This is a genomic window from Marivita sp. S0852 (genome assembly GCF_046591575.1).
In the GTDB taxonomy this organism is placed as follows: domain Bacteria; phylum Pseudomonadota; class Alphaproteobacteria; order Rhodobacterales; family Rhodobacteraceae; genus Marivita.
Map to the genome: position 1 here is coordinate 461,679 of NZ_JBIQWA010000003.1, position 24,282 is coordinate 485,960.

The window sequence follows — 24,282 nt, forward strand, 5'->3', positions numbered from 1 at the left end:
AGGCAAAATGTATAAAAAGATACTGGTTCCCATGGCGCTGGATCATGGGATATCACCGCAAACGCTTGAAATTGCGCGTGTGCTGAACGTACCAAACGGCGAAATCATCGCCATTCATGTGTATGAGGCCGCGCATGGGTCGGTGAATGCCTTTCTGGACGAAGAGGTTGTCAAAGCCGGGTTCGAACACGCCCGCGCGCGCATGACGGACAAGCTGCGCGGGTTGGAGGGGATCACCCCGGCATTGGTCAAAGGCCATTCGTCGCGCACCATTATCGACTATTCGAACCAGCATGACATCGACTGTATCGTGATCGGGTCGCACAAACCGGGCCTCAGCGATTTCTTTCTGGGTTCGACGGCGGCGCGGGTGGTGCGGCATGCCAAATGTGCCGTTCACGTCCACCGCGACGCGGCCTGATCCAAAGGGTCGTTGGTCTGATGCCCCGCGCGGATCATATCCATTCGGCCCAGGATGCCCGTCGGCTTGCCCGCAGGCGCTTGCCCTGGATGGTGTTCGACTACATCGACGGGGCCGCTGGAGGCGAAACCGGGGCGGCACGCAATCGGGCGGCGCTGGACGCGCTGACCTTACGCCCACGGATCTTGCGCGATGTCAGCGACCGGTCGCTTGCGACCACGCTGTTCGGGGTGCCTGTGGACCGGCCCTTCGGCATCGCCCCGATGGGCATGTGTAACCTGTCCTGCCCCGGGGCTGACCTAATGCTGGCGCGGTTGGCCGCCGATTTCAAAGTGCCTCACGGTGTTTCGACCGTTGCCTCAACCCCGCTGGAAAAGATCATCGAGGTCGCGCAGGGGCATGCATGGTTTCAACTTTATTTCAGCGGCGATGGCAGCGGGACGTTCCAACTGGTCGAGCGGGCGCGTCAGGCTGGGTATGACACGCTGGTGATGACAGTGGACGTGCCCGACGTCGGGCGCAGGCCGCGCGAATTGCGGCATGGCTTCAAAATGCCGTTCAAGATTGGACCCCGGCAATTTGTCGATTTTGCCCTGCACCCGCATTGGTCGCTGGCCACGTTGATGCACGGCAAGCCGCAGATGGCCAATTTCGCAATGCCCGGCTACACGTTTGACCGCACCGAAAGCCGCGCCAAAGCCAATTGGGACACACTTGCGCGGATGCGCGATGTCTGGCCCGGCACGCTGGTGGTCAAGGGGGTGCTGGACGCCGAAGACGCGACGGCCCTGAAAGACGCAGGCGTCGATGCGATCCAGGTGTCCAGCCACGGGGCGCGCCAATTGGAAAGTGCGCCGACACCGATTGACGCGCTGCACGAAATCCGGGCGGCGGTGGGTGAGACGTTCCCGCTGTTCTTTGACAGTGGTCTTAGATCCGGGGAAGACGCGTTGAAAGTCCTTCTGAACGGGGCGGATTTCTGTTTCTTCGGGCGTGTTTTGCTATTTGCCATGGCCGCGGGCGGGGAACCCGGATTGCGACAATTGTGGCGCGTGTTAAGCGATGAGATGAGTATCGCAATGGCGCAAACCGGGATGCGGACGCTTTGTGGTTCTGATCCGGCGTGACCTGTCCTAGCATCCGGCCAAATGACGCCGAGCGTAGGAGCTTTTGAATGACAGCCTGGATCGACATGATAGCGGATGAGGACGCCTCGCCGAGACTGAAAGCCATTCTTGACCAGGCGCGCACGCCGCACGGCACGGTGGATACCGTGATGCGTGTGCATTCGTTGCGGCCCGAAACGATGCAGGGGCATGTCGCCTTGTACCGCGCGGTTCTGCATTCCAAGGACAACACGCTGCCGTTCTGGTTTCTGGAGGTTGTGGCCAGCTACACATCAATCCTGAATGATTGCACCTATTCGCTAACCCATCACTTTATGAACGTCCGCAATTTGCTAAAGGATCAGCCACGATCTGATCGGATTTTCACCGCATTGAAAGCGCACCGGCCCGAGGATGAATTCAGCGGCAAAGAGCTGGCGCTGCTGCGCTATGCGGCCAAACTCACGACGTCTGTGGGAAAAATGGTTAAATCCGATATCGAAGCCCTTCGGATAGCGGGATGCGACGACGGCGAGATCCTGGAGATCAATCAGGTCTGCGCATATTTCAATTATTCCAATCGCTTACTGAACGGTCTTGGCGCAACGACCGACGGCGATGTCGTGGGGTACTACACAGCCTGATCCACGTCTTGCACGATCAGGAGCAGCAATTCGCCCCGCCTGACAAATCCGCGATTGGTATGCGCGAGCACCAGACCGCCCTCGGGCAGGATCAGCGTTCGAGAGGCGCGCTCGGGTTCGGTGATGTGATGAAACATTCCCGCAGCCTGCCCTTTGGCACCCTCTTGTCCGGCAGACATGGCCCTGTCGAAAATGCCTTCGGACGGCGCATAAAGCGATGCGGCTGGTGATGTGATTTCGACACTCCGTGCAGGTTCTGACGGGGCTATATCGCCGTCGATCATGCCCAGATGTTTGAGGATATTGCGCAGGCCCGTTTCGGCCTGATCGGTGATCTGCGGATCAACACCGCCACCGCCGCCCAGTTCGGTCGCGATCATTGGCACGCCCGCACGCTCGGCGGCTGAATTGACCGATCGGTTGTCGTTATGCGGCCCAAGACGCCAGATCAGCGGCAGGCCAAATGCGCGCGCCAACGCCATGTTTTGATCGGCCAGTTCCGGATCAGCGGTCTGCGTCGGCAAGGCACAGGGGGCAAAGACCGCGGCTTTGCCGCCGGAATGCAGATCAATCGCCGCGTCGCATAAGGGCAGAATATCCTGTTCCAGAAATTGCGCGATCATTGCAGTGGGTCCGCCATCGGCATCCCCCGGAAACGCGCGGTTCAGGTTCGCCCCATCCAGCGGCGACACCCGCGCAGAGGACTGCACTGCCGGAGCGTTGAGCGCCGGAAAAGCGATCACCCTGCCCCGCAGCTGTGCGGCTGACAGCGACGCCACGATCCGCATAATGGCGCAAGGGCCTTCAAATTCATCCCCATGCGTACCGCCCGTCAGCAACAGCGTCGGCCCAACGCCTCCATTGATCGAAATCACCGGGATCGGGTGGTAGCCCAATGGATTTGCATTGTCGGACCAGCGCAACATCGCATCACCAAAATGTGTGCCGGGCTGGTCGAGATCAATTGTAAGTGCGATGCGGCTTTTGTGGGTCATCAACATACCTTGCCAGTGTCGGGATCAAGCCTATCTGACCCGGTTCGGGAACACCTGCAACGAAAACGGATCGGAAACGCCGCCAATGACGACAAATGGCACCATTCTTTTGACTGCTGCGTCGTCAAGCAAATATTTGCCTTGCGTCCATAACGGCTTCCTTGGTTTGTTCGGCGCAACTTTTGGAAAGAAAACAATGATGGCAAATCTGTATGTCGGGTGACCGCCCGATCATCACCTTTGACCATGTCGACAAGTTCTACGGCGAGTTCCACGCCCTGAAGGACATTTCGATCAGCGTTCGCGAAGGCGAACGCATGGTGGTGTGTGGCCCGTCGGGATCGGGCAAATCGACCTTGATCCGCTGTATCAACGGGCTCGAATTTCACAATTCGGGCGTTTTGACGGTGGACGGTGTCGAAGTGTACGAGACGTCAAACGACATCTACCGCCTGCGCCAGGAAGTCGGGATGGTGTTTCAACAGTTCAACCTGTTCCCACACCTGACCGTTCTTGAGAACCTCACCATTGGCCCCATCAAGGTCCGCAAAGTGTCCCCGTCGCAAGCAGAGGCGACAGCACGCAAATATCTTGAGCGTGTCCACATTCCCGAACAGGCCGACAAATACCCAACAGCCTTGTCCGGAGGCCAGCAACAGCGCGTGGCCATCGCCCGGTCTTTGTGTATGGAAAGCCGCATCATGCTGTTTGATGAGCCCACATCGGCGCTTGATCCCGAAATGATCAACGAAGTGCTCGACGTGATGGTCGAACTGGCCGACACCGGTATGACGATGGTTGTGGTCACGCATGAAATGGGGTTCGCTCGCAAGGTCGCCGATACGATGGTGTTCATGGATCGGGGCGAAATCGTGGAAACAGCCCCGCCAGAGACGTTTTTCACCAACCCTGCCAGTGCGCGCTGCCGTGCGTTTCTGGACCAGATCCTGAACCACTAAATGGCGATAGCGGAGCCCATCTACACGCCGAAAGGCCGCCCATTGCCGCAGCGGCAACCCATCGCGCGGGTCATCGACTCCGTGGTGTTTGCGATCATTCTGTATGCTGTGATCGTAGGCGGTATTATCCTGCTGGCCTATAATGGCGCGCAGGCGATGGGCTATAATTGGCAGTGGTATCGCATTCCGCAGTATTTCTACACCGTCACCGATGACGGATTTCAATGGGGTGAAATCAGCACAGGGCTGGTCAAGACCCTGACCCTGTCAGCCACCGCCTTTGCCCTGGCGGTGGCGCTCGGGTTGATAGTCGCCCTGTTGCGGCTGTCCGGGCTGGTAGTGTGTACCGCCGTCGCCATCGGCTTTCTGGAGCTTATCCGGAATATTCCGCTGCTGGTGTTGTTATACCTGTTTTACTATGTGCTTGGTCCGATCTTCGGCTTTGATCGCTATTGGGCAAGCATCTTGTGTCTGGCGGTGTTCCATTCTGTCCTGATCTCAGAGATCTTCCGCGCCGGGATCAATGCTGTGCCAAAGGGACAATGGGAGGCCGCGACCTCGATCGGCATGTCCAAAGGCCAGGCGTACCGCTATATCATATTGCCACAATCCATCCGCTTCATGCTGCCGCCGATGACCGGCGAAGCAGTGCATATGGTGAAATCCTCGGCCATCGTCAGCGTGATTGCGGTGGCCGAATTGACCACCATCGGGCGCAACATCATCTCTGACACATTCATGAGTTTCGAAATTTGGTTCACCATCGCCGCCGTTTACATGGCGGTGACGTTGATCCTGTCCGTTGGCGTGTCCTTTTTAGAAAAACGATACGCCGTTGACACATAGCCCGCGCATCCCAGGTGGTGCGCACAGTTCAGAACAGGGAGTTCGACAATGACTATCACCAGACGCTTTATGGGGGCCGCCCTTGGCCTTGCATTGGCGACCACAGCCGCGCTGCCCGCGCTGGCGCAAAGCACGACGCAACAGATCGCCAATGAAAGCGTGATCGAAACGATCAAGGAACGCGGTGTGATCAAGATTGGTCTGTCGCTGTTCAAACCCTGGTCGATGCGGGATCTGAATGGCGACCTGATCGGGTTTGAACTCGATGTGGGCCGGCAGTTGGCCGAAGACATGGGGGTCGAGGTCGAGTTTGTGCCAACCTCCTGGGACGGGATCATCCCGGCACTGGTTTCGGGCAATTTCGACACGATCATCAGCGGCATGACCATCACGCCGCAGCGCAACCTGACGGTCAACTTTACCGTACCCTACGCCTATTCCGGCATGACCATTCTGGCCAATACGGCCATGACCGAAGGCTTCACGCTTGAGGATTACAACAGCCCCGACGTGACCTTTGCCGCCCGCCGTGGTGCAACCCCGGCAACGGTGATTGCGGATATGTTCCCCGAAGCCGAATTGCTGCTCTTCGACGAAGATGGCGCGGCCACGCAGGAAGTGCTGAACGGCAATGCGCATGCCACCATGTCATCCGAACCGACGCCATCGACCGAAGCGCGTCTGAACCCCGACGTGCTCAGCGTGCCGTTCGATCAGGCCTTCCAGGCCGGCGGTGAAGGTTTTGCCGTGCGCAAGGGCGATCCAGACGCGCTGGCGTTTTTCAACAGCTGGATCACCGCCAAGACCAACACCGGCTGGCTGAAAGAACGCCACGACTATTGGTTCCGTGGCAATGAATGGGCGTCAGAAGTCGCCGAATAACCCGCTCAGGCTCTCCGGCTCTGCCGGAGAGCCAGTTTTGGAACCGGACGCAATATGCTGAACAAACTCAAAAAACTCCATTGGCTCGACTGGCTGGTTTTGGCCGTCGTCGTGGGATTTTTTGCGTATGTTTGGTGGAAGATCGAAGGCACGCTGAACTACAATTGGCGCTGGCACCTGATCCCCAACTATATCTTCCGCTATCACACTGTACGCGAAGAATGGTTTGCGAATGTGCTGATGCAGGGCCTGATCACAACCGTTCGCATCTCGATCTATGCCAGCATCCTTGCGGTCATCCTTGGCACGATCCTTGGCATTGCGCGCTGTTCAAAGAACCTGACCATCCGCATGCTGGCCCGCACCTATCTTGAAGTGCTGCGCAACATTCCCCCGGTTGTTGTCATTTTCATCTTCTTTTTCTTTCTGTCGCAGCAACTCATCACCGCGCTCAACATAGAAAGCTGGGCGCGCGAGATTGCCCGCTCTGACAATACCGCCGTGTGGGAGTTTTTCTTTGGCGATATGCGCCGGTTTCCCTCTTTGATCTCGGGGGTGATCGTTCTTGCGCTGTTCGAAAGCGCCTTTGTCGGGGAAATCGTCCGCGCCGGGATCCAATCGGTGGATAAAGGCCAACGCGAAGGGGCGCGCTCTATCGGGATGAACCGCTATCAGGAAATGCGCTATATCGTGTTGCCGCAGGCGATGACCAAAGTCTTGCCCCCGATGGCCAATCAATTCATCACACTGATCAAGGACAGCGCCATTATTTCGTTGATTTCGGTTCAGGAATTGACGTTCAAAACCGTCGAACTGGTGGCGTCCACCCGCCTGATCTTTGAGGCATGGATCACCACAGCGGCATTTTATTTTGTGATCTGTTTCGGCTTGTCGATGCTGTTCCGCAAGCTGGAAAAACGGAAATCCTAGATCGCTGTCGTGACCCACGCCTTGGATGACGGAGGGTTATAGTGCGGCCAGTTCATTTGGGCAAAGATAGGATCACCGGACTGAACAAAGAGGCTGTGAATGTTCATCAAAAACGCGTGGTATGTGGCGGGCTGGTCAAAAGACTATGGCCGAAAGCTTTGCGCCGAGACCTATCTGGGCCAAGACATTGTGATCTTTCGAACCAGGACTGGCGACCCGGTCGCATTGGAAAACGCCTGCCCGCACCGCAAGCTGCCGCTGTCGGATGGCACCCTGAAAGGCGACACGGTTGAGTGCGGCTATCACGGGCTGACCTTTGATTGCACCGGCACCTGCGTTGACTCCCCAACCCAGCGCGGCCAGATCCCGCGTCGCGCCGTGGTGAGATCTTATCCTGTAGTGGATCGGTACCGGTTGCTGTGGATCTGGATGGGCGACCCCGAAAAGGCCGATCCGGATCTGATTTTCCGGGTCGAGAATTTTGACAATCCGGATTGGGGCTATACCGATGGCGGTGTTCTTGACATTGCGTGCAACTATCTTTGGGTTTGCGACAATTTGCTGGACCCCAGCCATGTGGCTTGGGTGCATGTCACATCCTTTGCCGGGGCGGGCACAGATGACGGGCCGCTTGAGGTGCGCAAAACCGACAGCGGTGTGGTTGTGACACGCTGGATCTATGGTCAACCGCCGTCACCCTACTATGCCAATCTGGTCAAATTTGACGGGGTCTGTGACCGCTTGCAACATTACGAGATGCGGTTGCCGGGGATCGGGTTGAACAAATCCATCTACACCCCGCCCGGCACGGGCGGCCCGAACAGCACCCCGGTCACGGACACACTGATCAACATTTCCTATAACTTCATGACCCCGATGACCGAAGACAAAACGCGGTATTTCTGGTTTCAGCACCGTAACACCGACCCGCATGACGCAGCGATGTCCGAGCAGATGAACAAAGGCGCGCGCATGGCGTTCGAGGAGGACCGCGCCGTTCTGGAAAAAGTCCATATCGGGATGAAAAATCCCGACACGCCGCCTATTGACCTGGGCCTTGATCGAGGGGCGAAACAATTTCGTTTGATGGTATCCCGCAGCATTGCTGCAGAACGGGGCTCTCAGGCCTCTGACACGCTAGGCTAAGGCAAGCGGACCACCCGCCCCGTTAAGTCAAAGCGTGGTGCCCAGGGTCGCGAATTGCCCGCGATGAAACACAAGCGGGTCCCGGTCGTTATGATCAATCCGCAATACGCGGCCGATATAGATTTCGTGATCGCCAGAGACAATCCGATCCTGAGTTTCACATTCAAGCGTTGCCATCGCGTCTTCGAGAACCGGGATACCAAAATGGCCTTCGTGCCAATTCACGCCGACAAATTTGTCATCCGAGGATTTGGCAAAGTTCAACGACAGCTCTTTGCTGTCCTTGCACAGAATGTTTATCGCAAAACCGGCGTGACGGCGATACGCGTCGCGCGACCGTGCCTTGAGGTTGATGCTCCACAGCACCAGAGGCGGATCAAGCGACACTGACGAAAACGAATTGATGGTCATGCCCACAGGCTTGTTTCCATCGCCGACCGACGTGACAATACACACGCCTGTCGCAAAACACCCCAACGCATTGCGCAGTTCGCGGGGGTCGATCTTGGGGGTGTTTGGCGTGCTTTGCATGTTCATTGTCAGTCCTCTCGGGCCTCCGTCGCGCTTAAGAGAGAATATGTGGCAAAACCCGGTCAGAACAACTGATCCAGCCAAATTCTTATTCTGCCGGGTCGCAAACAGCTTTGTTGCGCGCCTGTCCTAAGCTTCCAGCTCTGCATCCCAATAGAGAAAATCCATCCAGCTGTCATGCAGATGGTTCGGCGGGAATTTGCGGCCCATGTTCAACAGCTCTTGCGCGCCGGGCTGGCGGGGCGGTTTGCGCAGGGAAAACCCGACCTGGCGCAGGCTTTTGGACCCTTTGCGCAGATTACAGGGCGCGCAGGCGGCGACCACATTTTCCCATGACGTGATCCCGCCAGACGCGCGTGGCACCACATGGTCAAAGGTCAAATCGCCCTTGGCCCCGCAATACTGGCAGCAAAACTGATCCCGCAGGAAAAGATTAAAGCGCGTGAAGGCCACGCGCTTTTGCGGTTTTACATAGTCTTTTAACACCACAACACTGGGAATTCGCAGTGTCATCGACGGGCTTCGGACCACGTCATCATATTCGGCGACAATATCCACCCTGTCTAGAAACGCGGCTTTAACGGCATCCTGCCAGGACCATAAGGAAAGCGGATAATAACTCAGCGGTCTGTAATCGGCATTCAACACCAAAGCTGGATGATGTCGCAGTGCGCCCGGTTCACGCACAAAAGCGGTTCTGAAAGTGCCTTCCATCGGCGGATTCGTCTCCTCGCCTGCCTGCCTCGATCCAGCATCAGGACGGGAGCCCCGCCCCAATCACGTGATGTAACTATATCTCGCGGAAGCTGATCGGCAACCCCCCCAGATATGCAAAGGCCATGGCTGCGTCAGCGGGTGTTTGCCAAGGGTCGCAATACCGTTCAATCCGGCACCTGAAAGACCTGACCAGGATAAATCAGATCCGGGTTGCGGATACGATCGCGATTGGCCTCGAAAACTTTGACATAGGCCGGACCTTCGCCATAGCGGTCGCGGGCGATGGCCCATAATGTGTTTCCCGGCTGCACCGTGACAACCGTCACGTCGGGCGCGCCGTCCGTGTCATCAACCACGGCGGCAAGGGCTTCCGGGTCTTCTCGTCGGAAGGGGCTTTCCACGCGCGACGTCACCGTGCCTGTGTCGTCAACCGCGTCCACCCGCAAGGTATAGGTCCCGCTGTCGATCTGTGGAAGATCAGCCGTCCAGCGCCCGTCTTCGCCCACTTCGGTGGTCAGGATCGGATCGTTATCAAGATAGATCCGCACAAATTCGTCCACCGCCCCGCGCCCCGTCAACGCAACATCACCCGCCGTTTCGTATGTGATGGCATCAAGCGCGATCTGATCCAGAACCTGAGGAACAGCCCCCGAGGGCTGCAACACTGCAACGCCCTCTTCGGTTGACAGGATCACAGCCGGTGTCGATGAAGCCTCGGAAACCGCTTGCGGGCTGGGTACAGGCGCTTCGGTTGCCAATGTTTCAGACGGGTCCGCCGGCCCAAGCGCTGCCGATATGCTGTCTTGCGGCCCGGCATCCGGATCACGTTCTACGATATCGGTAGTGATGTCCGAGAATGCCTCCGGCTCTGTGGTCCGCGCTGTCCTTGTCTGGTCTGTGGTCACCGGTTCTGGTGCCGCGGCACTCTGGACCGATGGCGCAAGGATGACCTGATCAGCGCTTTCCACCCGGCCCAGTTCCCCATCCGACACCAACCCCACCACGCGGGGACTGTCGCTGCTGGGCAGGTCCAGGAAGGCGACAAACTTGCCCGAGGCATCGACCTCGGCGGTTCCGGCCTTGACCGCATCAATCAGGATCGTCACATCCCGCGCGCCGGGGGCGGTGCCCGCAAGCAGGGTTTGCCCATCAGGAGCGACGCGCACGATATCAAAGCTGGGCGGTTCGGGATCTGGTGCAGGTGCGTCCTCTGGATCAAGTCCGCCGTTTACCCCTGGCGCGCTTTGCTCCTCCGGCAGATCGCTGCCCGCCACGTCCGACGGTTTTTCCCGCTCCACAGGCGCGGGGGCCTCTTGCTCCAAAGCGGCAGCCGTCTTTGGGTCAACCGCGCGGTCCGCATCAAGGGCGATTGCACTCTCAGGCACCGCGCTGTTGTTCACACTCGGCGCAGATTCTGGCGACGGAAACAAAATGCCGCTGGCGTAAAGCCCGACACCCAGGGCCACAATCGCGGCGGCCCCGCCCAAAACCACGCCCGATGCGCCGTGTGTCAAAGAAAATCTGGTCATTTTTCCCCAAGTCTTTGCACGGACACGGCATTTGGCCATTGCTACGGTTGAGCGTCGGTATCGACGCACGTATCACGCAGCAAGTTACATGCTCTTGTCAAGGACAGCACTCATGCACACCAAGTCAATCTGTGTCTATTGCGGGTCACGCACCGGTCAAAACAAGACGTTTGCCGATACGGCAGACGCGCTGGGGCGGGCAATTGCAGATGAAGGCTGGAGATTGGTTTACGGGGCCGGGGATGTCGGGCTGATGGGTTTGACGGCGCGCGCGGCGCAAAAGGCGGGTGGCGATACGTTTGGTGTGATCCCGGCACACCTGCTTGAATGGGAAGTCGGCAAACGCGATCTTACCAGCTTTATCGTCACCGAAACCATGCATGAACGCAAAAAGGTGATGTTGATGAACGCCGACGCCATCGTCGTATTGCCCGGCGGTGCGGGGTCTCTGGACGAATTTTTCGAAGCGCTCACATGGCGTCAGCTGGGCCTGCACAGCAAGCCCATCATGTTGTTGGACGTTGACGGCTACTGGGCCCCTTTGTCAGGTTTGTTGCAACACGTCGTCGATCAGGGCTTTGCAGACGCGTCCCTGCTTGATTTTGTGGCCACCACAACTTCGGCCTCGGACACCATCCTTGCCTTGCGGCGCGCGCTGTCCTGACGCAAGGCGCTGGTCGAGTAAATCGCCAAGGCCGTCCAGATCAACGCAAAGGCACTCAGGTGAACCGGGCCGAAAGGTTCGCCAAAAATCACCACCGCGCACAGAAATTGCAGTGTCGGGTTGATGTATTGCACCACCCCCACCGTCGCCAGCGCAAGCCGTCGCGCGCCGTAGGAAAACAGGATCAGCGGCATAGCGGTGACGGGTCCGGACGCAATCAACATCGCGGTTTGGACCAGATCATCGCCGAACACACCGCCGGCCCCTGTGTGCAGATAGATCAGCCACCCCACCGCAATGGGGGACAGGAAAAGCACCTCGGCCGTGACCGACACCACTGGCCCCAGCTCGAGCCGTTTTTTAAGCAATCCGTACAGGCCAAAGGTCGTGGCCAAAACCAGCGAGATCCACGGCACGATCTGCAAGCCGATTGTCAGGGTCAGCACCGCAAACCCCGCCAATGCCACCGCACTCCATTGCGCCCGGCTCAGATGTTCGCCCAGGATCACCCGGCCAATCAGCACCGCCACCAGGGGAAAGATGTAATACCCCATCGACGCTTCGGTCGCGCGCCCCACCTGGATCGACCAGATAAAGAAAAACCAGTTGGTCGAAATCATGACAGCCGCAAGCGCAATCACCCCAAGCGATCCGCCGCTAAAGAACGCGCGCCACAACACCCGCAAGCGCCCTTGCACAGCCAGAACGCCGGCGAAAAACAGCAACGACCACATCGTGCGATGCGCCAATACCTCAAGCGGGGCAACATCGCTTAACGCTTTGTAAAACAGTGGAGACAGGCCCCAGATCACGCAGGCCGCGACAAGGGCTACGACGCCTTTTTGAGTTTCAGTCATGCCGGTTCCTTCCGCCGAACCGGTAAAGCCCACCGCTGTGAAGAACAAGGTATGGTCGCAGACATCCGCACATCAGACGCAAAAAAGCCCCGCCGGTCTGGCGGGGCTTTCTTTGAACTCAGACCAATCAGGCGTTGGACAGACGTTCTGCCACGTTTTCCCAGTTGACCAGATTGTCAAGGAAGTTGGTCAGATATGCCGGCCGTTTGTTGCGGAAGTCGATGTAGTAGCTGTGCTCCCAAACGTCACAGCCCAGCAGGGCCGTCTGATCAAAACAAACAGGGTTCACGCCGTTTTCGGTTTTGGTGACCTTGAGCGTGCCGTCGGTGTCGACCACCAGCCATGCCCAGCCGGACCCGAACTGGCCTGCCCCTGCGGCGCTGAACTCTTCCTTGAACTTGTCAACGCTGCCAAACGCATCCTTGATCCGCGATTCCAGCTCGCTCGGCATAGAGTTGTCACCCGGCCCCATCATTTCCCAGAACTGGTTGTGGTTCCACAGCTGGCTGATGTTGTTGAAAATGCCGCTTTGCGCCACTGCACCTTTGTCATAGGTGCCCTTGATGATCTCTTCCAGCGACTTGCCGTCCCACTCGGTCCCGGCGATGGCCTTGTTGCCGTTGTCGACATAGGCTTTGTGGTGCAGGTCGTGGTGATATTCTAGTGTCTCTTTGGACATACCTTTGCTGGCAAGTGCGTCATGGGCGTAAGGCAGATCAGGAAGTTCGAAAGCCATGGGGTGTCCCTTCTTTGGTGCGTCAAATTATACAAGGCCATACGTGATGCTGACCGCGCGTAAGGTCAAGCCCACCACCGGGCGTATCAGCAATAAACCGGCTTTGTCAGGCAAATAACGCGCAAAGAGGAGAATGGTTCAAACGCCATCAGGTTCTGCAGTGAACAGCGCCAAATCCGGTGCCGTTTTGCAGAATTGGCAGGCCCGGAGAAGTGTGGCGCACTTCCCCCGGCCTGTCGCTTTTATCCGCCAGTGTTGACGTCCGGCTCCACGACATCTGCTCCGGCGCCGTCCTCTGTGTCTTCCATTTCAAGTTGTTCTTCGACGCCGAACACCTCGTCGCCGCCATCGCCGGAAAAGGCGACAATCGCAACAATCGCGACAACCGCCGCGCCGACCAGTAACCAGAGTCTGCTGCCCATGACATATGCTCCCTTTGATCATGTGAGCTAAAGGTGGGCCGTTGGCCGTCACACTGCAACGGCGCGCCCGAGCGCGTCGGCGGTCGGGTGCCGGTGGAATCGGCGAAATACCGCAACCTCGACTAAATGATAAATTTTTCCAGGGAGTTACAGTTCAGGCAATTGCAAAACCCGGTTGGACAATCCCCGCCACCTTGCGTGATATCTGCCACCATGTTGATCGTGCCAAGCGTGCGGCAAAGACCATGTCGGTCACATACATCCCCAAAGAAATCGCGCCATGGCGGTTTGTCACGGTGCTTTGCCCTTTTTTCAAGCGGGGTGCGACTATACATGTCGTGCAAACAGCAGATGGATTTTACGGCAAATGACGTTTTTCTGGATTATTACCGGTGTGTTGGCTGTGGCTATGACAGGGCTTCTGGTGCTGGCATTGATACGCGGACAGCGCCACACAGGGCCATCCGAAGTGTTTGACGTCAAGGTTTACCGCGATCAGCTGACCGAGGTGGACCGGGATCTGCAGCGCGGCGTTATTTCCGAAGAAGATGCAGAGCGGCTGCGCACGGAAATCTCGCGCCGGATCTTGTCTGCTGATGCCAAAGTGCAGGAAAACGACGAAGGCAGCCGCCAACCGCGCATGCTTGGGTATGTTGTGTCGGGGATTATGGCGATCACGTTGATCGGCGGCACGTTCTGGGTGTATTCGGCCATCGGGGCGCCGGGATATGGCGATCTGGGCCTGAAATCGCGGATGGAAATGGCCGAACTGGCTCGCGAAACCCGCCCGTCGCAATCCGAGGCAGAGGCGCAGGTGCCTGCGACCGAAAACCCCTCTGTGCAACCGGAATATGGGGATCTTGTGCAGCGCTTGCGTGCGGCCGTGGCCGAACGCCCGAATGATCTGCAAGGGCATATCCTGTTGGTGCGGTCCGAAGCCGCCTTGGGCAATTACGTTGCCGCCTATGAGGCGCAGGAACGTATTTTGTCGCTGAAAGGCGACGATGCCACTGCAGATGATTATGCCGATTTGGCCGACATGATGGTACTGGCCGCTGGCGGATACGTGTCGCCCGAAGCTGAACGCGTGCTTGAAGCGACCCTGACCCGCGATCCGCAAAACGGCGTGGCGCAATATTACATGGGTCTGATGCTGTCACAAACTGGGCGTCCGGACATTGCGTTCCGGCTTTGGGACAGGTTGCTGCGCGAAAGCCCGTCAGATGCGGTCTGGTTGCCTCCGATCCTGGCGCAGATCGAGGAAATGGCCTTTCGGGCGGGTGTAAGCGACTATCAGGTGCCGCAAATTGCCGGGATGCCCGGACCAACTGCTGACGATGTGGACGCCGCCGAAGAGATGAGCCCGGAAGAGCGCCAGGAGATGATCCGCGGCATGGTGACAAGCCTGTCCGACCGCCTGGCCACAGAAGGTGGCCCGCCTGAGGATTGGGCGCGGTTGATCACGTCTCTGGCGGTGCTGGGCGATCAGGCGCAGGCAATTGCGATTTGGAACAACGCGCAAGAGGTGTTCAGCGACAATCCCGACGCGTTGGAGATCGTGCGCGACGGTGCCCGCGCTGCCGGGCTGGTGTTGTAAGGCATTGATCTACGACGATATCACCAAGCTGCTGGGTGCTCTGCCCCCGATGCGCGCCATAGCCGGTCTTGATTTGGGCACCAAAACCATCGGTGTTGCCGTGTCAGACGGAATGCGCAGCGTGGCTACGCCTTTGGAAACCATCAAACGGCGCAAATTCGGTCAGGACGCCGAGGCGCTGCTGGCGATCCTGTCGGCCCGCGATATCTGCGGCATTGTGTTGGGATTGCCCCGCAACATGGACGGGAGCGAAGGCCCCCGATGCCAGTCCACCCGCGCCTTTGCCCGGAATTTCAGTGCCTTATGGGATGGGCCGATCGGATTTTGGGACGAACGGCTGTCCACAGTTGCGGCAGAAAGAGCACTGCTTGAGGCGGATACGACCAGAAAGCGTCGCGCAGAGGTGATCGACCACGTCGCTGCGTCCTATATCCTGCAGGGGGCGCTGGACCGGATGCGCCATATACAGGCTGAGTGAGGCAACCATGACCGATGACATCTGGCAGCGCGACGAGATCGAAAGCCCTTGTGTGAAGGTCTGCGTCATACACCCGGACAGCCGGTTGTGTACCGGATGCTTGCGCAGCATTGACGAAATCGGGGCCTGGTCGAAAATGTCACCCGAGGCCCGTCGCGCTGTTATGGCAGAGCTTCCGAGTCGCACCGGACAGCTCAAAATCCGCCGCGGCGGACGGGCGGCACGGCTGTTGCGGTGATGCGCCAGGGACGCTGTGATTAACGACAAAAGCCGGAGCGATATACTCCGGCTTTTTGCTTTGGTTTTCGATACCTCAGTCCAGTCCAAACACGCAGATACAGAAGTGCTGACCGCGCTTGACCGCTTTGTGGCTGTGGACGTTTCGCGAAAATTGCGCCTGAAATTTTCCGTTTCTTTCGACACAGTGCAATGACACCTGGTCAATCTTGTACGGAACCTTGGCGCAGAATTTCCGGCCCAGCTTGTACATCTCAGGATCGACCAACTTGTTGAACCTGACTTTGCGCTTGCCATCCTCGTCGAAATAGCAGTTCAAACCGGGATGCATGACCTTTGGTGGAGGCGTCACAACCGGTGTCACCGGACGATCCGGGCCGTCATTGGGTCGATCAGGTCTATCCGGCCGGTCGGGCCTATCGGGCCTGTCTGGTCTGTCGAATTCGGGTTTGTCGTAGGTGGGTTCGTTTGGCGGAAGATCGTTCGCCAAGACCGGAGTTGCGAGCAGAGCGAAAATCAGCAGGGCGAGTTTCATTTTGTTCCCCTTATGGGACCGCGATACACTGCGGGCGTTGTTACGGACTACATGCTGTCTCACGACAGTGCCGCAAGACAGCATGTAAATTCAAAGGAAATTATGTAACGGTTTCCGGTGATCTGACTGGAATAACCGGGGTGTCGCTATCCCCGACGATCACATCCCCAGCCGCATCATCGGCACCGGCCTCACCTTCAGCTTTCTCGGCTGCCGCCTCCTCTGCCACAGGCTCATCTGCCGCAGGTTCGTCTGCCACTGGCTCGTCCGCTACAGGCTCGTCTGCCACAGGCTCCTCCGCCACAGGCTCGTCGGCAACAGGTTCATCCGCTACCGGCTCGTCCTCAACAGGCTCATCCGCCACAGGTTCGTCCGCCACCGGCTCGTCCTCAACAGGCTCATCCGCTACCGGCTCGTCCTCAACAGGCTCGTCCGCTACCGGCTCGTCCTCAACAGGCTCGTCCGCCACCGGCTCGTCCTCAACAGGCTCGTCCTCAACAGGCTCATCCGGCACCGGCTCGTCCGCTACAGGCTCGTCCGCTACCGGCTCGTCCTCAACAGGCTCGTCCGCCACCGGCTCGTCCTCAACAGGCTCATCCGCCACCGGCTCATCCGCCACCGGCTCGTCCTCAACAGGCTCGTCCGCTACAGGCTCGTCCGCTACAGGTTCGTCCGTCGCAGGTTCGTCCGTCGCAGGCGGTTCACTACTATCGGTTGATGTATTGCCAGTTTCACTGTCCAGGCTTTCAACCAGGATAATCTGATCCACAGTCACCGGACCAGCCCCAGCCGCGATCACCACCACGGTTTGACCATTCGCCTGAACGAGTGAATCGCCAGTGGTGTCATCGGTTTCGATGGCGATCGACGTGTCTGTCGCAGTGCCTTCCGGAACGGCTACGATGACAACTTCATCCTCTTCCAGATCAAACACCACCGGTGCCGCCGCAGGATCAACCCAGGTTCCGGTGAAGAAAACGTCGGCTCCGGTGCCACCATAGGCCATGTCGCCGGTGCCAAGCTGGATGTCATCGTTTCCGTCACCGCCCAACAGCATATCGGGATCGTTTTCGTCTTGGGCTGAAATCACATTGCTGCTGAAGCCGTTATAGATGCCGAACAGCTGGTCATCGCCGGCACCGCCATCAAGCGTATCCGCACCACCCTGTCCGATAAGCGAGTCATTGCCCTCATCACCGGTGATAGAATCGTCGCCGTCGCTACCGAACAGCGAGTCGTTCCCGGCACCACCGGACACCACATCGTCGCCATCGCCGCCAACGATCTGATCAGCACCCGCCTCGCCGCGAACGGTGTCATTTCCCTCGTCTCCGAACAGCGTATCATCGCCATCGCCGCCAAGCACAAGGTCATCGCCAGAACCGCCTGCGCCAAGATCGCCACCGGCACCGCCGGTCAGGCTGTCATTGCCCGCGCTGCCAAAGACCTGATCGTCGCCAGGGCCACCCGACACGGTATCGTCACCCAATTGGCCATCCAAAATATCATCGCCGCCCAAGCCATCAATGACATCATTGCCCCCGGCCCCGACAATAGTGTCCACTCCGTCGGTCCCGGTCAGGCTGTCAGCGCCATCCGTTCCGAACAAGACGCCGTCAGACACGATGGGACCGTCTGTATCCGTCCCGCCATCTGTACCAGTGTCACCACCATCCGTGCCAGTATCACCACCATCGGTACCAGTGTCACCACCATCGGTGCCAGTGTCGCCACCATCGGTGCCAGTATCACCTCCGTCGGTACCAGTATCCCCGCCGTCCGTGCCGGTGTCGCCGCCCTCGTCGGTGTCACCGCCGGTGCCTGTATCAGGCTCGTCGTCGTCATCATCATCAGAATCCACGAAAATGCTCGCGGAAATTCCCAACAGGGTAAGTGCCAAAAGCGCTGCAAGTTCCATAATCCTGAATCCCATTAGTACCGAACAGACGTAAAGCTACCTCTGGACAGTGATTGCCCATAAGGAAATCAACAATTTTCGCGGTATTGTCCGGGATTAAGGAACAGTTAATTCGCCCAGGCCAGCATTGTCGCGATTTCCACGCAACAATGTGGCATGCCTTATTTTTGCCTTATTTTACAACGGCTTGATTCGGATGAAACTGGCCGAAAATAGGCGATCATGCGGCCGTGTTTAGACGCCGATGCCGTTTGGCTCCAGGGGGCGACACCGTGGAGCAAATAAGGATGCAGCAAAACCGCTTCTCCGGGGCGCGAGAAAAGCACGCGGCGTTGGCAGGTCTCGAACACTGTCTTGCGCGCAGAAACGTAGATATCGGTGATATCGACATCGTCCCAGTCCGACACTGGATACGGATCAAGCGCAGCCTGCAGGGCCGCTTGCAAGATTCGATGGCTGCCCTCCCAAACCACCAACGGGCTTGCATTCGGGGTGGTTTCCGTCAACGGAATCCCCAAAATCCAGTCATGCCGTTCGCGGAAAAACCGCCGCTTTGGCGTTCCTTCGGCAAGCACACCATCCATATGCGCCGCATCGCGATTGCGGCGATAGCGAAACCCAGCGTCGCTTTCTCCGGCGCGGGGACGGGGATAGCCGGGATATGTGATCGACAGCTGCGCCGGATGCAGATCCGTGCGCTGACCGATCTGTTCAAGAAACGGCCCCTTGAGATCACATCCGGCAATTGCCCCCGTACCGTCAGACGGCAAAGCATCCACCCCGACAAACCAGGTGCCTTCGCACTGAAGCCAAGTTTCAATCATCTTTGGGTCTTGCGCCACAGCCTGCCCAACCACGCGCGCCGCCTGCGACCAGCGATATGTGTCCGCATCCCAGGGATAAGCGATGTATCCGCTCTCGGGCCATGACACAGACATCCCATCACCCCGCAAGACTGTCGGGCTGGCTCATCAGGTCCAGCGCCTGATCCAGCACCTCTACCCCGGTGCCGGGGCGATTGGCCCGCTCTGACAGCACCCTCCGCCAGATCCGCGCGCCCGGCTGGCCCGCGTACAAGCCCAGCATGTGGCGGGTCACATGGTGAACCTTGCCGCCCCTATCCACATGCGCCTGAATATAGGGGCGCATGGCATCGACCACCTGGCTTCGGGTTTTCGCTGACGCGGCATCGCCAAACAGCCGTTCATCAACCCTGGATAACACGTCCCAGGGGCGATGATAGGCCGCCCGCCCGATCATGACCCCATCAAGACCCAGCGCAATCTGGGCCTCGGCCTCGGACAGCGTGTCAATGCCACCATTGATCGACATCGGAATGTCGGGAAACCGCGCTTTCATGCGCTGCACCAGTTCGTAATCCAGCGGCGGGATATCGCGGTTCTCTTTCGGCGAAAGCCCCTGCAACCACGCCTTGCGCGCATGCACAATCAAATAATCGCACCCGGCATCCCGCACCCGCGCGATAAAATCCGGCAGAATGTCTTCGGGGTTCTGATCGTCCACGCCGATCCGGCATTTAACCGTGACCGGCACATCGACCGCATTTTTCATCGCCGACACGCACTTTGCCACCAAAGGCGCAGATTTCATCAACACAGCCCCAAATGTTCCCGACTGCACCCGGTCTGACGGGCAGCCCACATTAAGGTTGATCTCATCATACCCGACCTCTGCCCCCATGCGCGCAGCCTCGGCCAATTCCTGAGGATCAGACCCTCCAAGCTGCAAAGCAAGCGGATGTTCCGGGTCGGAATACTCAAGCAAATGCGCCGCCCCACCCCGCACCAAAGCCGGTGCCGTAACCATCTCGGTATACAAAAGCGCATGCCGGGTGATCTGACGGTGGAAATGCCGGCAGTGGCGATCGGTCCAATCCATCATCGGGGCCACCGAAAGACGCGCCGGATTGAGGACGGTATGGTTTCTCTCCTTATCAGCCATTTATCGCCTATTGCACGGTCTTGCTCGTGTCTCGTTACCTGTGATTTTCGCCCATGTCCGGCATGGTTTACAACAAATGTTGCAACACAAGCCTCATGATGTAACGCCATGGGTAACATCATCAATCGCCGGCCGAAAGACGGCTCCGTCGCCTGGCGCTCTGGAAAAGCTGTCAAGTGTTGTTACGCGTCGCCCCACCTGCGTCCGCATGCGTCGCGGTATCGCCATCGCGAACGGCTTGACCCGCCTGCCTGTCAGTGCAGGGGCTGCAGCCTATGTCACCGCCAGACTGAACACCATCTGGATCGCGCAGATCGTCGGTTTGGCTGACGCTGTCTCAGGCATCGTGTCGCCGACACGTCCTTCGCGCATGCATCGCGCGGATGTCATCTTGAACACATGGCGCAACAGACGATTTTCCTGAAATCGACCGTCACGGTTATTGGAATCGGTTCAATGGACCCGTTGTCACAAAATATATGAATGGCAGGTCTTGGTAGCTCAACCGGCCGCTGCGCCCTGATCAAAGACGCACGACGGATGGGCGAGACAGCCCTCATAAACCGCGTTGATGCATGACCTACGGTTTCGGTGTCATCCGCCGTAGGCTTCGACATGCTTTGGCTGCATCGCATAACTCACCGAAACCGGGGCCCGTCCATCGACATAGCCCACCGTGACCTGCGCGCTCTCGGCTTGCATCACCCCGTCAATCCAGACCGGGTTGAAAAGACCGGTGACCTCGATGCCTTCGGGATAGTGCACATGCACGACCTGGTTGGCGGGTGGTGGGGGCGTATGGACACAGGCCCCAACCGTGGGAACCAGCAGAAACTCGACCGCCTTGCGCCCCTCAAAGGCAAGCGGAAGAACATATCCGGGCATGCGCACATGGGTGCCAACCAGGTCCTGGTTTACGCGTGACGCCGCCTGCTGACGTGTCTCCATGATCTTGACGCGCGCTGCGAAAAGCGCATCCGCGTCGATCCCGTCTGCCGTCAGCGATTGGCGCAACTCACGTGCCCGGTCGATTTCACTGTCATCGCCGGTTGCCTCGGCACGGGTCTCGGCCCGCAGGATAAGGCGCAGGCTATCCATCTGGGCCGGGGTCAACCGCTCGAACGGATTTTCTATCTCGGGTGCCGGTGGTGCCAGCGTTGCCCATCCAATCTGGCGCGCGTCCTCCGCGCCCGCCGCAGCAGGCAAAGCGGCAAGCAGCAACAGCGCACCGATCCGCACCAATTTCCCCGTCATCATATACACCTCTTTTTGGTTCAGTTGCGGATCGCCAGCCCATCCGCCAATGTCATGCGATACACCCGCATGGCCGGCGCACAGGATGCGGCCAGTCCGGCACAGAAAATCAGCGCCATGGCCGAAAGCGCGTCAGGTGTCACCGGTGCGGCGTCAAGACGAACACCAAACCGGGCCGTCAAAACCGGCTCGGCCAGCAACGTGACAAGCGCAAGAAGAGCGGCCCCCAGCACCAGCCCGGCAATCATAACCAACGCCGCCTCGGTGACGATCAGGCCAAAAATGCGTGCAGGGGTCGCCCCGATTGACCGCAGAATCGCAAACTCGCGTCGTCTGGCGTCAAGCGCCGCAGAAAGCATGGCGATCATCCCCAAGAGGCCCGCCGCAGCCACGCACCATGCCATCAGCCGCATCGCCCGCTCCGCGGTACCGGTCAGGCTCCAAAGCTCGGCCAGCGCCGCAGCCGGGAGCACAGCACTCAACGCATCCGCAGGACGTTCGTTGATCGCTCTTTGCAAGCTCAGGACGGCGGTCCGATCGGTCAGACCGACATACACCGCGTTGATCCGGTCGGGGACATGTCCGTGATCGTGCCCAGGGCCGGGATCGTTATGGGATACGTGGTAATGCCCGTCATGATCGTCATGCCCGTGGCCCGCTTCTGACGCGTGATCTTCTGTGCTGTCATGCGCTTCCTGATCCGCGTGCGCCGCACTCCCGGCAAGGTTGGCTTCGGCCAATGCCTCTTGACTGAACGGATCAACAGGGGTTGGTTCCGGCTGCGCATGGATCGCATCAAATCCTTCGAGCGTGACAAACACCATTCGATCGACCGCTGTGCCAGTGGGGGCCAGCACCCCGCTGATCGTGAAGGGTGCGTCGTCATGTACGTGGAACGACACCGATCCCATGCCGTGGGTGTTGACGATGACATCTCCGGGCACGTAGCCGAAACGCGATGCAACTTCGGCACCGATCACCGCCACGTCGGGCACCGTTCCATCAAAGACATGGCCCAGGGCCAGCACAAGGCCCTGCCCCCCCGAATGGCGGAAATGCTCGAAATATGCAGCTGAGGTGCCCAGCACAGGATACCCGCGATGTGTGTCGCCCATCTGGATCGGCACCGCCCAGGCCACCTCTGGCCGCGTTTCAAGCCATTCGTAGCTGTCCCAGGTCATCCCGGTGCCCGTGCCACCGATGCCAAAGACCGTGGCCATCAGGATCTGCACCGAATTGCCGCGCGGTGCCACAATCAGGTCGATGCCCGATGCGGAGTTGGTGAAACTGTCACGCGCGCCGTCGCGCAGCCTTTCCACCCCGAGGATCAGCGCGACGCTCAGGCTGATTGCCAGGATCGTCAGACCGATGGAAAACCGTCGGTTCCAGAGACTGCGAAGGCTGAACACGAGCATCATCGCAGCCCCGCGTTCAGTTCGCGAAAATCGACGCTGCGGTCAAAATGGCCTTCCAGGCTGCGGTCATGGCTAACAAAAAGCAGGGCGGCACCGGCTGATCGGGCCTCGCGCGTCAGCAGGTGCACAAACCCGGTCTTGGTGTCGTCATCAAGCGCTGCCGTTGGTTCGTCCGCCAGGATCAGGTTTGGGCCACCGATCATGGCGCGGGCAGCCGCCACGCGCTGTTGCTGCCCGACACTGAGGGTGCGGGACGGCTGTGCCATCAGCGCGGGCTCGGCAAGGCCCAACTCTGACAAAAGCCGTTGCGCCGCCCCTGCGGTTGGCATGTTGGCAAGGTCGCGGCGGCGGGCCGAAAAGGTACAGGGCAGCACGACATTTTCAAGCGCGCTCAGCCAGGGGATCAGGTTGAACATCTGGAAAATGATCCCGATGTGATCGGCCCGAAACCGGTCGCGCGTGCCGCCTTTCAATTCGCCGACATCCTGCCCCATGACCCGAATGGCACCCGGTGCAATATCCACCACGCCCGCGATTGCCGACAGCAAGGTCGACTTTCCGCATCCGCTTGGACCGTATAGGAACACGCTTTCGCCCGGTTCAAGCACAAGCGCGTCGATGGCAAGCGTTGGTCCACCGGCACCGGGCCATGCATAGGCGAGGTTCTCGATCTTGAGGGCTGTCATGTCGGGTTCATTCGTTTGGACGCCGCATGCGATGCATCATTCTCGCCTTTACCACCGGGTTGACGGGCTGTGCCCCGCGCCATTGCGCGGGCGGACCTCATGTGGTGAATACCTACATACATTGTTGACTTATTCAACTCATTCGTCAATTCATTGATAGCCTTGCAGGGTTGAGGCGGCACCCGGGGTTAAAATTCCACGTGGAAACGACAAAAAGGATCGCCGCGCGAAACGGTCGATGGTATGGAATTGTTGATGATATCAACGCACAATCCGAATATACCGACAACGAGGGTTCTCCAAATTGACTGAGAGCATGCAGAAAGACCAGGTTTCGGCACATCCAGACATCACGCAGATCACCGATGCGCTTAGCTTCAAGATTGCGCGCCTCGATGCCATAAATGCGCGCGCGGGCGGCTACCTTTTCAAGCAGCATCACGACATCACCCTCAATCAGTGGCGTATCCTCGGGCTGGTGACGGCAATGGGCCCGGTGCGGTCCCGCACGGTCCGGGAACAGCTGTGGATGGACAAGGGACAGTTCAGCCGAGTGGTCAAGCAGTTGGTTGATCGCGGCCTGATACAAACCACGCCGCTGGCCAGCAACGCAAGCGCGCTGACATTGGACGTGACACATGAGGGGCGCAAACTGCACAAGACGCTTATCCACTTCACCGCACAACGCAACGCGCGCACGGTCGGCACGTTGAGCAGGCAAGAGTGCGAGACGCTGCTGCGCCTGCTGGACAAGGTGACCGATCACGCCGACCACCTGCAAAGGGAGCGTGAAAGCAAGGTATGATGCAAGGACC

29 protein-coding genes are annotated in these 24,282 nt (G+C 58.8%); 14 read left to right on the plus strand and 15 right to left on the minus strand.

Annotation, left to right across the window (positions count from 1 at the left end):
* Positions 1 to 7 precede the first annotated feature (7 nt).
* Genes ACG74X_RS08700 through ACG74X_RS08710 form a run of 3 tightly spaced genes read left to right on the plus strand, consistent with a single transcriptional unit; the run spans position 8 to position 2,171 of the window.
* Positions 8 to 421: a universal stress protein gene (locus tag ACG74X_RS08700; protein WP_411234046.1), complete on the plus strand. Its 414-nt coding sequence runs from the start codon at positions 8 to 10 to the stop codon at positions 419 to 421.
* A 20-nt stretch (positions 422 to 441) separates the two neighbouring features.
* The gene (locus ACG74X_RS08705) at positions 442 to 1,548 is read left to right on the plus strand and encodes an alpha-hydroxy acid oxidase (protein ID WP_411234048.1); all 1,107 of its coding nucleotides are present in this window, start codon (positions 442 to 444) and stop codon (positions 1,546 to 1,548) included.
* Positions 1,549 to 1,595: 47 nt separating this feature from the next.
* Entirely contained in the window at positions 1,596 to 2,171 is a 576-nt protein-coding gene (locus tag ACG74X_RS08710; RefSeq protein ID WP_411234050.1) for a carboxymuconolactone decarboxylase family protein, read from the plus strand.
* On the opposite strand, the gene ACG74X_RS08715 is transcribed toward ACG74X_RS08710, so the two are convergent.
* On the minus strand, positions 2,159 to 3,166 hold the full coding sequence (locus ACG74X_RS08715) for a succinylglutamate desuccinylase/aspartoacylase family protein (RefSeq protein ID WP_411234052.1): 1,008 nt from the start codon (positions 3,164 to 3,166) through the stop codon (positions 2,159 to 2,161). The two genes, ACG74X_RS08710 and ACG74X_RS08715, sit on opposite strands and share 13 nt — an antisense overlap.
* A 212-nt stretch (positions 3,167 to 3,378) precedes the next feature.
* Between ACG74X_RS08715 and ACG74X_RS08720 the strand changes: the two genes are divergently transcribed.
* The 5 genes from ACG74X_RS08720 to ACG74X_RS08740 all read left to right on the plus strand — a co-directional run bounded on the left by ACG74X_RS08720 (position 3,379) and on the right by ACG74X_RS08740 (position 7,929).
* Positions 3,379 to 4,125: an amino acid ABC transporter ATP-binding protein gene (locus tag ACG74X_RS08720; RefSeq protein WP_411234054.1), complete on the plus strand. Its 747-nt coding sequence runs from the start codon at positions 3,379 to 3,381 to the stop codon at positions 4,123 to 4,125.
* Positions 4,126 to 4,971 (plus strand): amino acid ABC transporter permease, encoded by an 846-nt coding sequence (locus tag ACG74X_RS08725; protein WP_411234056.1) that lies wholly within the window; start codon positions 4,126 to 4,128, stop codon positions 4,969 to 4,971. It begins immediately after the preceding gene.
* Positions 4,972 to 5,019: 48 nt separating this feature from the next.
* Entirely contained in the window at positions 5,020 to 5,853 is an 834-nt protein-coding gene (locus ACG74X_RS08730) for a transporter substrate-binding domain-containing protein (protein WP_411234058.1), read from the plus strand.
* Between the two features lie 54 nt (positions 5,854 to 5,907).
* A complete protein-coding gene (locus ACG74X_RS08735; RefSeq protein WP_411234060.1) occupies positions 5,908 to 6,783 on the plus strand; it encodes an amino acid ABC transporter permease in 876 nt (291 codons plus the stop codon).
* A gap of 99 nt (positions 6,784 to 6,882) precedes the next feature.
* A complete protein-coding gene (locus tag ACG74X_RS08740) occupies positions 6,883 to 7,929 on the plus strand; it encodes a Rieske 2Fe-2S domain-containing protein (RefSeq protein ID WP_411234062.1) in 1,047 nt (348 codons plus the stop codon).
* Between the two features lie 27 nt (positions 7,930 to 7,956).
* Here the strand turns inward: ACG74X_RS08740 and ACG74X_RS08745 are convergent, their stop codons facing one another.
* From ACG74X_RS08745 to ACG74X_RS08755, 3 genes are all read right to left on the minus strand, one after another.
* Positions 7,957 to 8,466 (minus strand): flavin reductase family protein, encoded by a 510-nt coding sequence (locus ACG74X_RS08745; protein ID WP_411234064.1) that lies wholly within the window; start codon positions 8,464 to 8,466, stop codon positions 7,957 to 7,959.
* Positions 8,467 to 8,589: 123 nt separating this feature from the next.
* Positions 8,590 to 9,174, minus strand: coding sequence for an HNH endonuclease (locus tag ACG74X_RS08750; RefSeq protein ID WP_411234066.1), 585 nt, complete (start codon positions 9,172 to 9,174; stop codon positions 8,590 to 8,592).
* Between the two features lie 167 nt (positions 9,175 to 9,341).
* The gene (locus ACG74X_RS08755; protein ID WP_411234068.1) at positions 9,342 to 10,706 is read right to left on the minus strand and encodes a LysM peptidoglycan-binding domain-containing protein; all 1,365 of its coding nucleotides are present in this window, start codon (positions 10,704 to 10,706) and stop codon (positions 9,342 to 9,344) included.
* Positions 10,707 to 10,818: 112 nt separating this feature from the next.
* Here ACG74X_RS08755 and ACG74X_RS08760 point away from each other — a divergent pair, with 112 nt between their 5' ends.
* The gene (locus ACG74X_RS08760; protein ID WP_411234070.1) at positions 10,819 to 11,370 is read left to right on the plus strand and encodes a TIGR00730 family Rossman fold protein; all 552 of its coding nucleotides are present in this window, start codon (positions 10,819 to 10,821) and stop codon (positions 11,368 to 11,370) included.
* Here ACG74X_RS08760 and rarD read toward each other — a convergent pair.
* From rarD to ACG74X_RS08780, 4 genes are all read right to left on the minus strand, one after another.
* Complete coding sequence (rarD, locus tag ACG74X_RS08765; RefSeq protein WP_411234072.1) at positions 11,277 to 12,227, minus strand: EamA family transporter RarD; 951 nt, start codon at positions 12,225 to 12,227, stop codon at positions 11,277 to 11,279. The genes ACG74X_RS08760 and rarD overlap by 94 nt on opposite strands.
* Positions 12,228 to 12,354: 127 nt before the next feature.
* Entirely contained in the window at positions 12,355 to 12,963 is a 609-nt protein-coding gene (locus tag ACG74X_RS08770) for a superoxide dismutase (protein ID WP_411234074.1), read from the minus strand.
* A 242-nt stretch (positions 12,964 to 13,205) separates the two neighbouring features.
* Entirely contained in the window at positions 13,206 to 13,385 is a 180-nt protein-coding gene (locus ACG74X_RS08775) for a hypothetical protein (protein WP_411234076.1), read from the minus strand.
* A 154-nt stretch (positions 13,386 to 13,539) separates the two neighbouring features.
* Entirely contained in the window at positions 13,540 to 13,680 is a 141-nt protein-coding gene (locus tag ACG74X_RS08780; protein ID WP_411234078.1) for a hypothetical protein, read from the minus strand.
* A gap of 72 nt (positions 13,681 to 13,752) precedes the next feature.
* On the opposite strand from ACG74X_RS08780, the gene ccmI reads away from it, so the two are divergent.
* The 3 genes from ccmI to ACG74X_RS08795 are packed head-to-tail and all read left to right on the plus strand — an operon-like array spanning position 13,753 to position 15,698.
* Positions 13,753 to 14,982, plus strand: a complete 1,230-nt coding sequence (gene ccmI, locus ACG74X_RS08785; RefSeq protein WP_411234080.1) for a c-type cytochrome biogenesis protein CcmI — start codon at positions 13,753 to 13,755, stop codon at positions 14,980 to 14,982.
* 49 nt (positions 14,983 to 15,031) lie between these two features.
* On the plus strand, positions 15,032 to 15,460 hold the full coding sequence (ruvX, locus tag ACG74X_RS08790; protein ID WP_411234219.1) for a Holliday junction resolvase RuvX: 429 nt from the start codon (positions 15,032 to 15,034) through the stop codon (positions 15,458 to 15,460).
* Between the two features lie 7 nt (positions 15,461 to 15,467).
* The gene (locus tag ACG74X_RS08795) at positions 15,468 to 15,698 is read left to right on the plus strand and encodes a DUF1289 domain-containing protein (RefSeq protein WP_411234082.1); all 231 of its coding nucleotides are present in this window, start codon (positions 15,468 to 15,470) and stop codon (positions 15,696 to 15,698) included.
* A 75-nt stretch (positions 15,699 to 15,773) separates the two neighbouring features.
* Here ACG74X_RS08795 and ACG74X_RS08800 read toward each other — a convergent pair whose 3' ends face one another.
* The 4 genes from ACG74X_RS08800 to dusA all read right to left on the minus strand — a co-directional run bounded on the left by ACG74X_RS08800 (position 15,774) and on the right by dusA (position 20,112).
* The gene (locus ACG74X_RS08800; protein WP_411234084.1) at positions 15,774 to 16,232 is read right to left on the minus strand and encodes a hypothetical protein; all 459 of its coding nucleotides are present in this window, start codon (positions 16,230 to 16,232) and stop codon (positions 15,774 to 15,776) included.
* Positions 16,233 to 16,332: 100 nt separating this feature from the next.
* A complete protein-coding gene (locus ACG74X_RS08805) occupies positions 16,333 to 18,150 on the minus strand; it encodes a hypothetical protein (protein ID WP_411234086.1) in 1,818 nt (605 codons plus the stop codon).
* A gap of 161 nt (positions 18,151 to 18,311) precedes the next feature.
* A complete protein-coding gene (locus ACG74X_RS08810; protein WP_411234088.1) occupies positions 18,312 to 19,088 on the minus strand; it encodes a hypothetical protein in 777 nt (258 codons plus the stop codon).
* Positions 19,089 to 19,092: 4 nt separating this feature from the next.
* Positions 19,093 to 20,112 (minus strand): tRNA dihydrouridine(20/20a) synthase DusA, encoded by a 1,020-nt coding sequence (gene dusA / locus ACG74X_RS08815; protein WP_411234090.1) that lies wholly within the window; start codon positions 20,110 to 20,112, stop codon positions 19,093 to 19,095.
* A 208-nt stretch (positions 20,113 to 20,320) separates the two neighbouring features.
* On the opposite strand from dusA, the gene ACG74X_RS08820 reads away from it, so the two are divergent.
* A complete protein-coding gene (locus ACG74X_RS08820; RefSeq protein WP_411234092.1) occupies positions 20,321 to 20,536 on the plus strand; it encodes a hypothetical protein in 216 nt (71 codons plus the stop codon).
* Positions 20,537 to 20,706: 170 nt separating this feature from the next.
* On the opposite strand, the gene ACG74X_RS08825 is transcribed toward ACG74X_RS08820, so the two are convergent.
* The 3 genes from ACG74X_RS08825 to ACG74X_RS08835 are packed head-to-tail and all read right to left on the minus strand — an operon-like array spanning position 20,707 to position 23,467.
* Positions 20,707 to 21,366: a DUF3299 domain-containing protein gene (locus ACG74X_RS08825; protein ID WP_411234094.1), complete on the minus strand. Its 660-nt coding sequence runs from the start codon at positions 21,364 to 21,366 to the stop codon at positions 20,707 to 20,709.
* Positions 21,367 to 21,386: 20 nt separating this feature from the next.
* Positions 21,387 to 22,781 (minus strand): ABC transporter permease, encoded by a 1,395-nt coding sequence (locus ACG74X_RS08830; RefSeq protein WP_411234096.1) that lies wholly within the window; start codon positions 22,779 to 22,781, stop codon positions 21,387 to 21,389.
* Positions 22,781 to 23,467: an ABC transporter ATP-binding protein gene (locus ACG74X_RS08835; protein WP_411234097.1), complete on the minus strand. Its 687-nt coding sequence runs from the start codon at positions 23,465 to 23,467 to the stop codon at positions 22,781 to 22,783. Before ACG74X_RS08835 ends, ACG74X_RS08830 begins: the two co-directional genes overlap by 1 nt.
* Positions 23,468 to 23,783: 316 nt before the next feature.
* On the opposite strand from ACG74X_RS08835, the gene ACG74X_RS08840 reads away from it, so the two are divergent.
* Complete coding sequence (locus tag ACG74X_RS08840; RefSeq protein WP_411234099.1) at positions 23,784 to 24,272, plus strand: MarR family winged helix-turn-helix transcriptional regulator; 489 nt, start codon at positions 23,784 to 23,786, stop codon at positions 24,270 to 24,272.
* Positions 24,273 to 24,282: the final 10 nt, after the last annotated feature.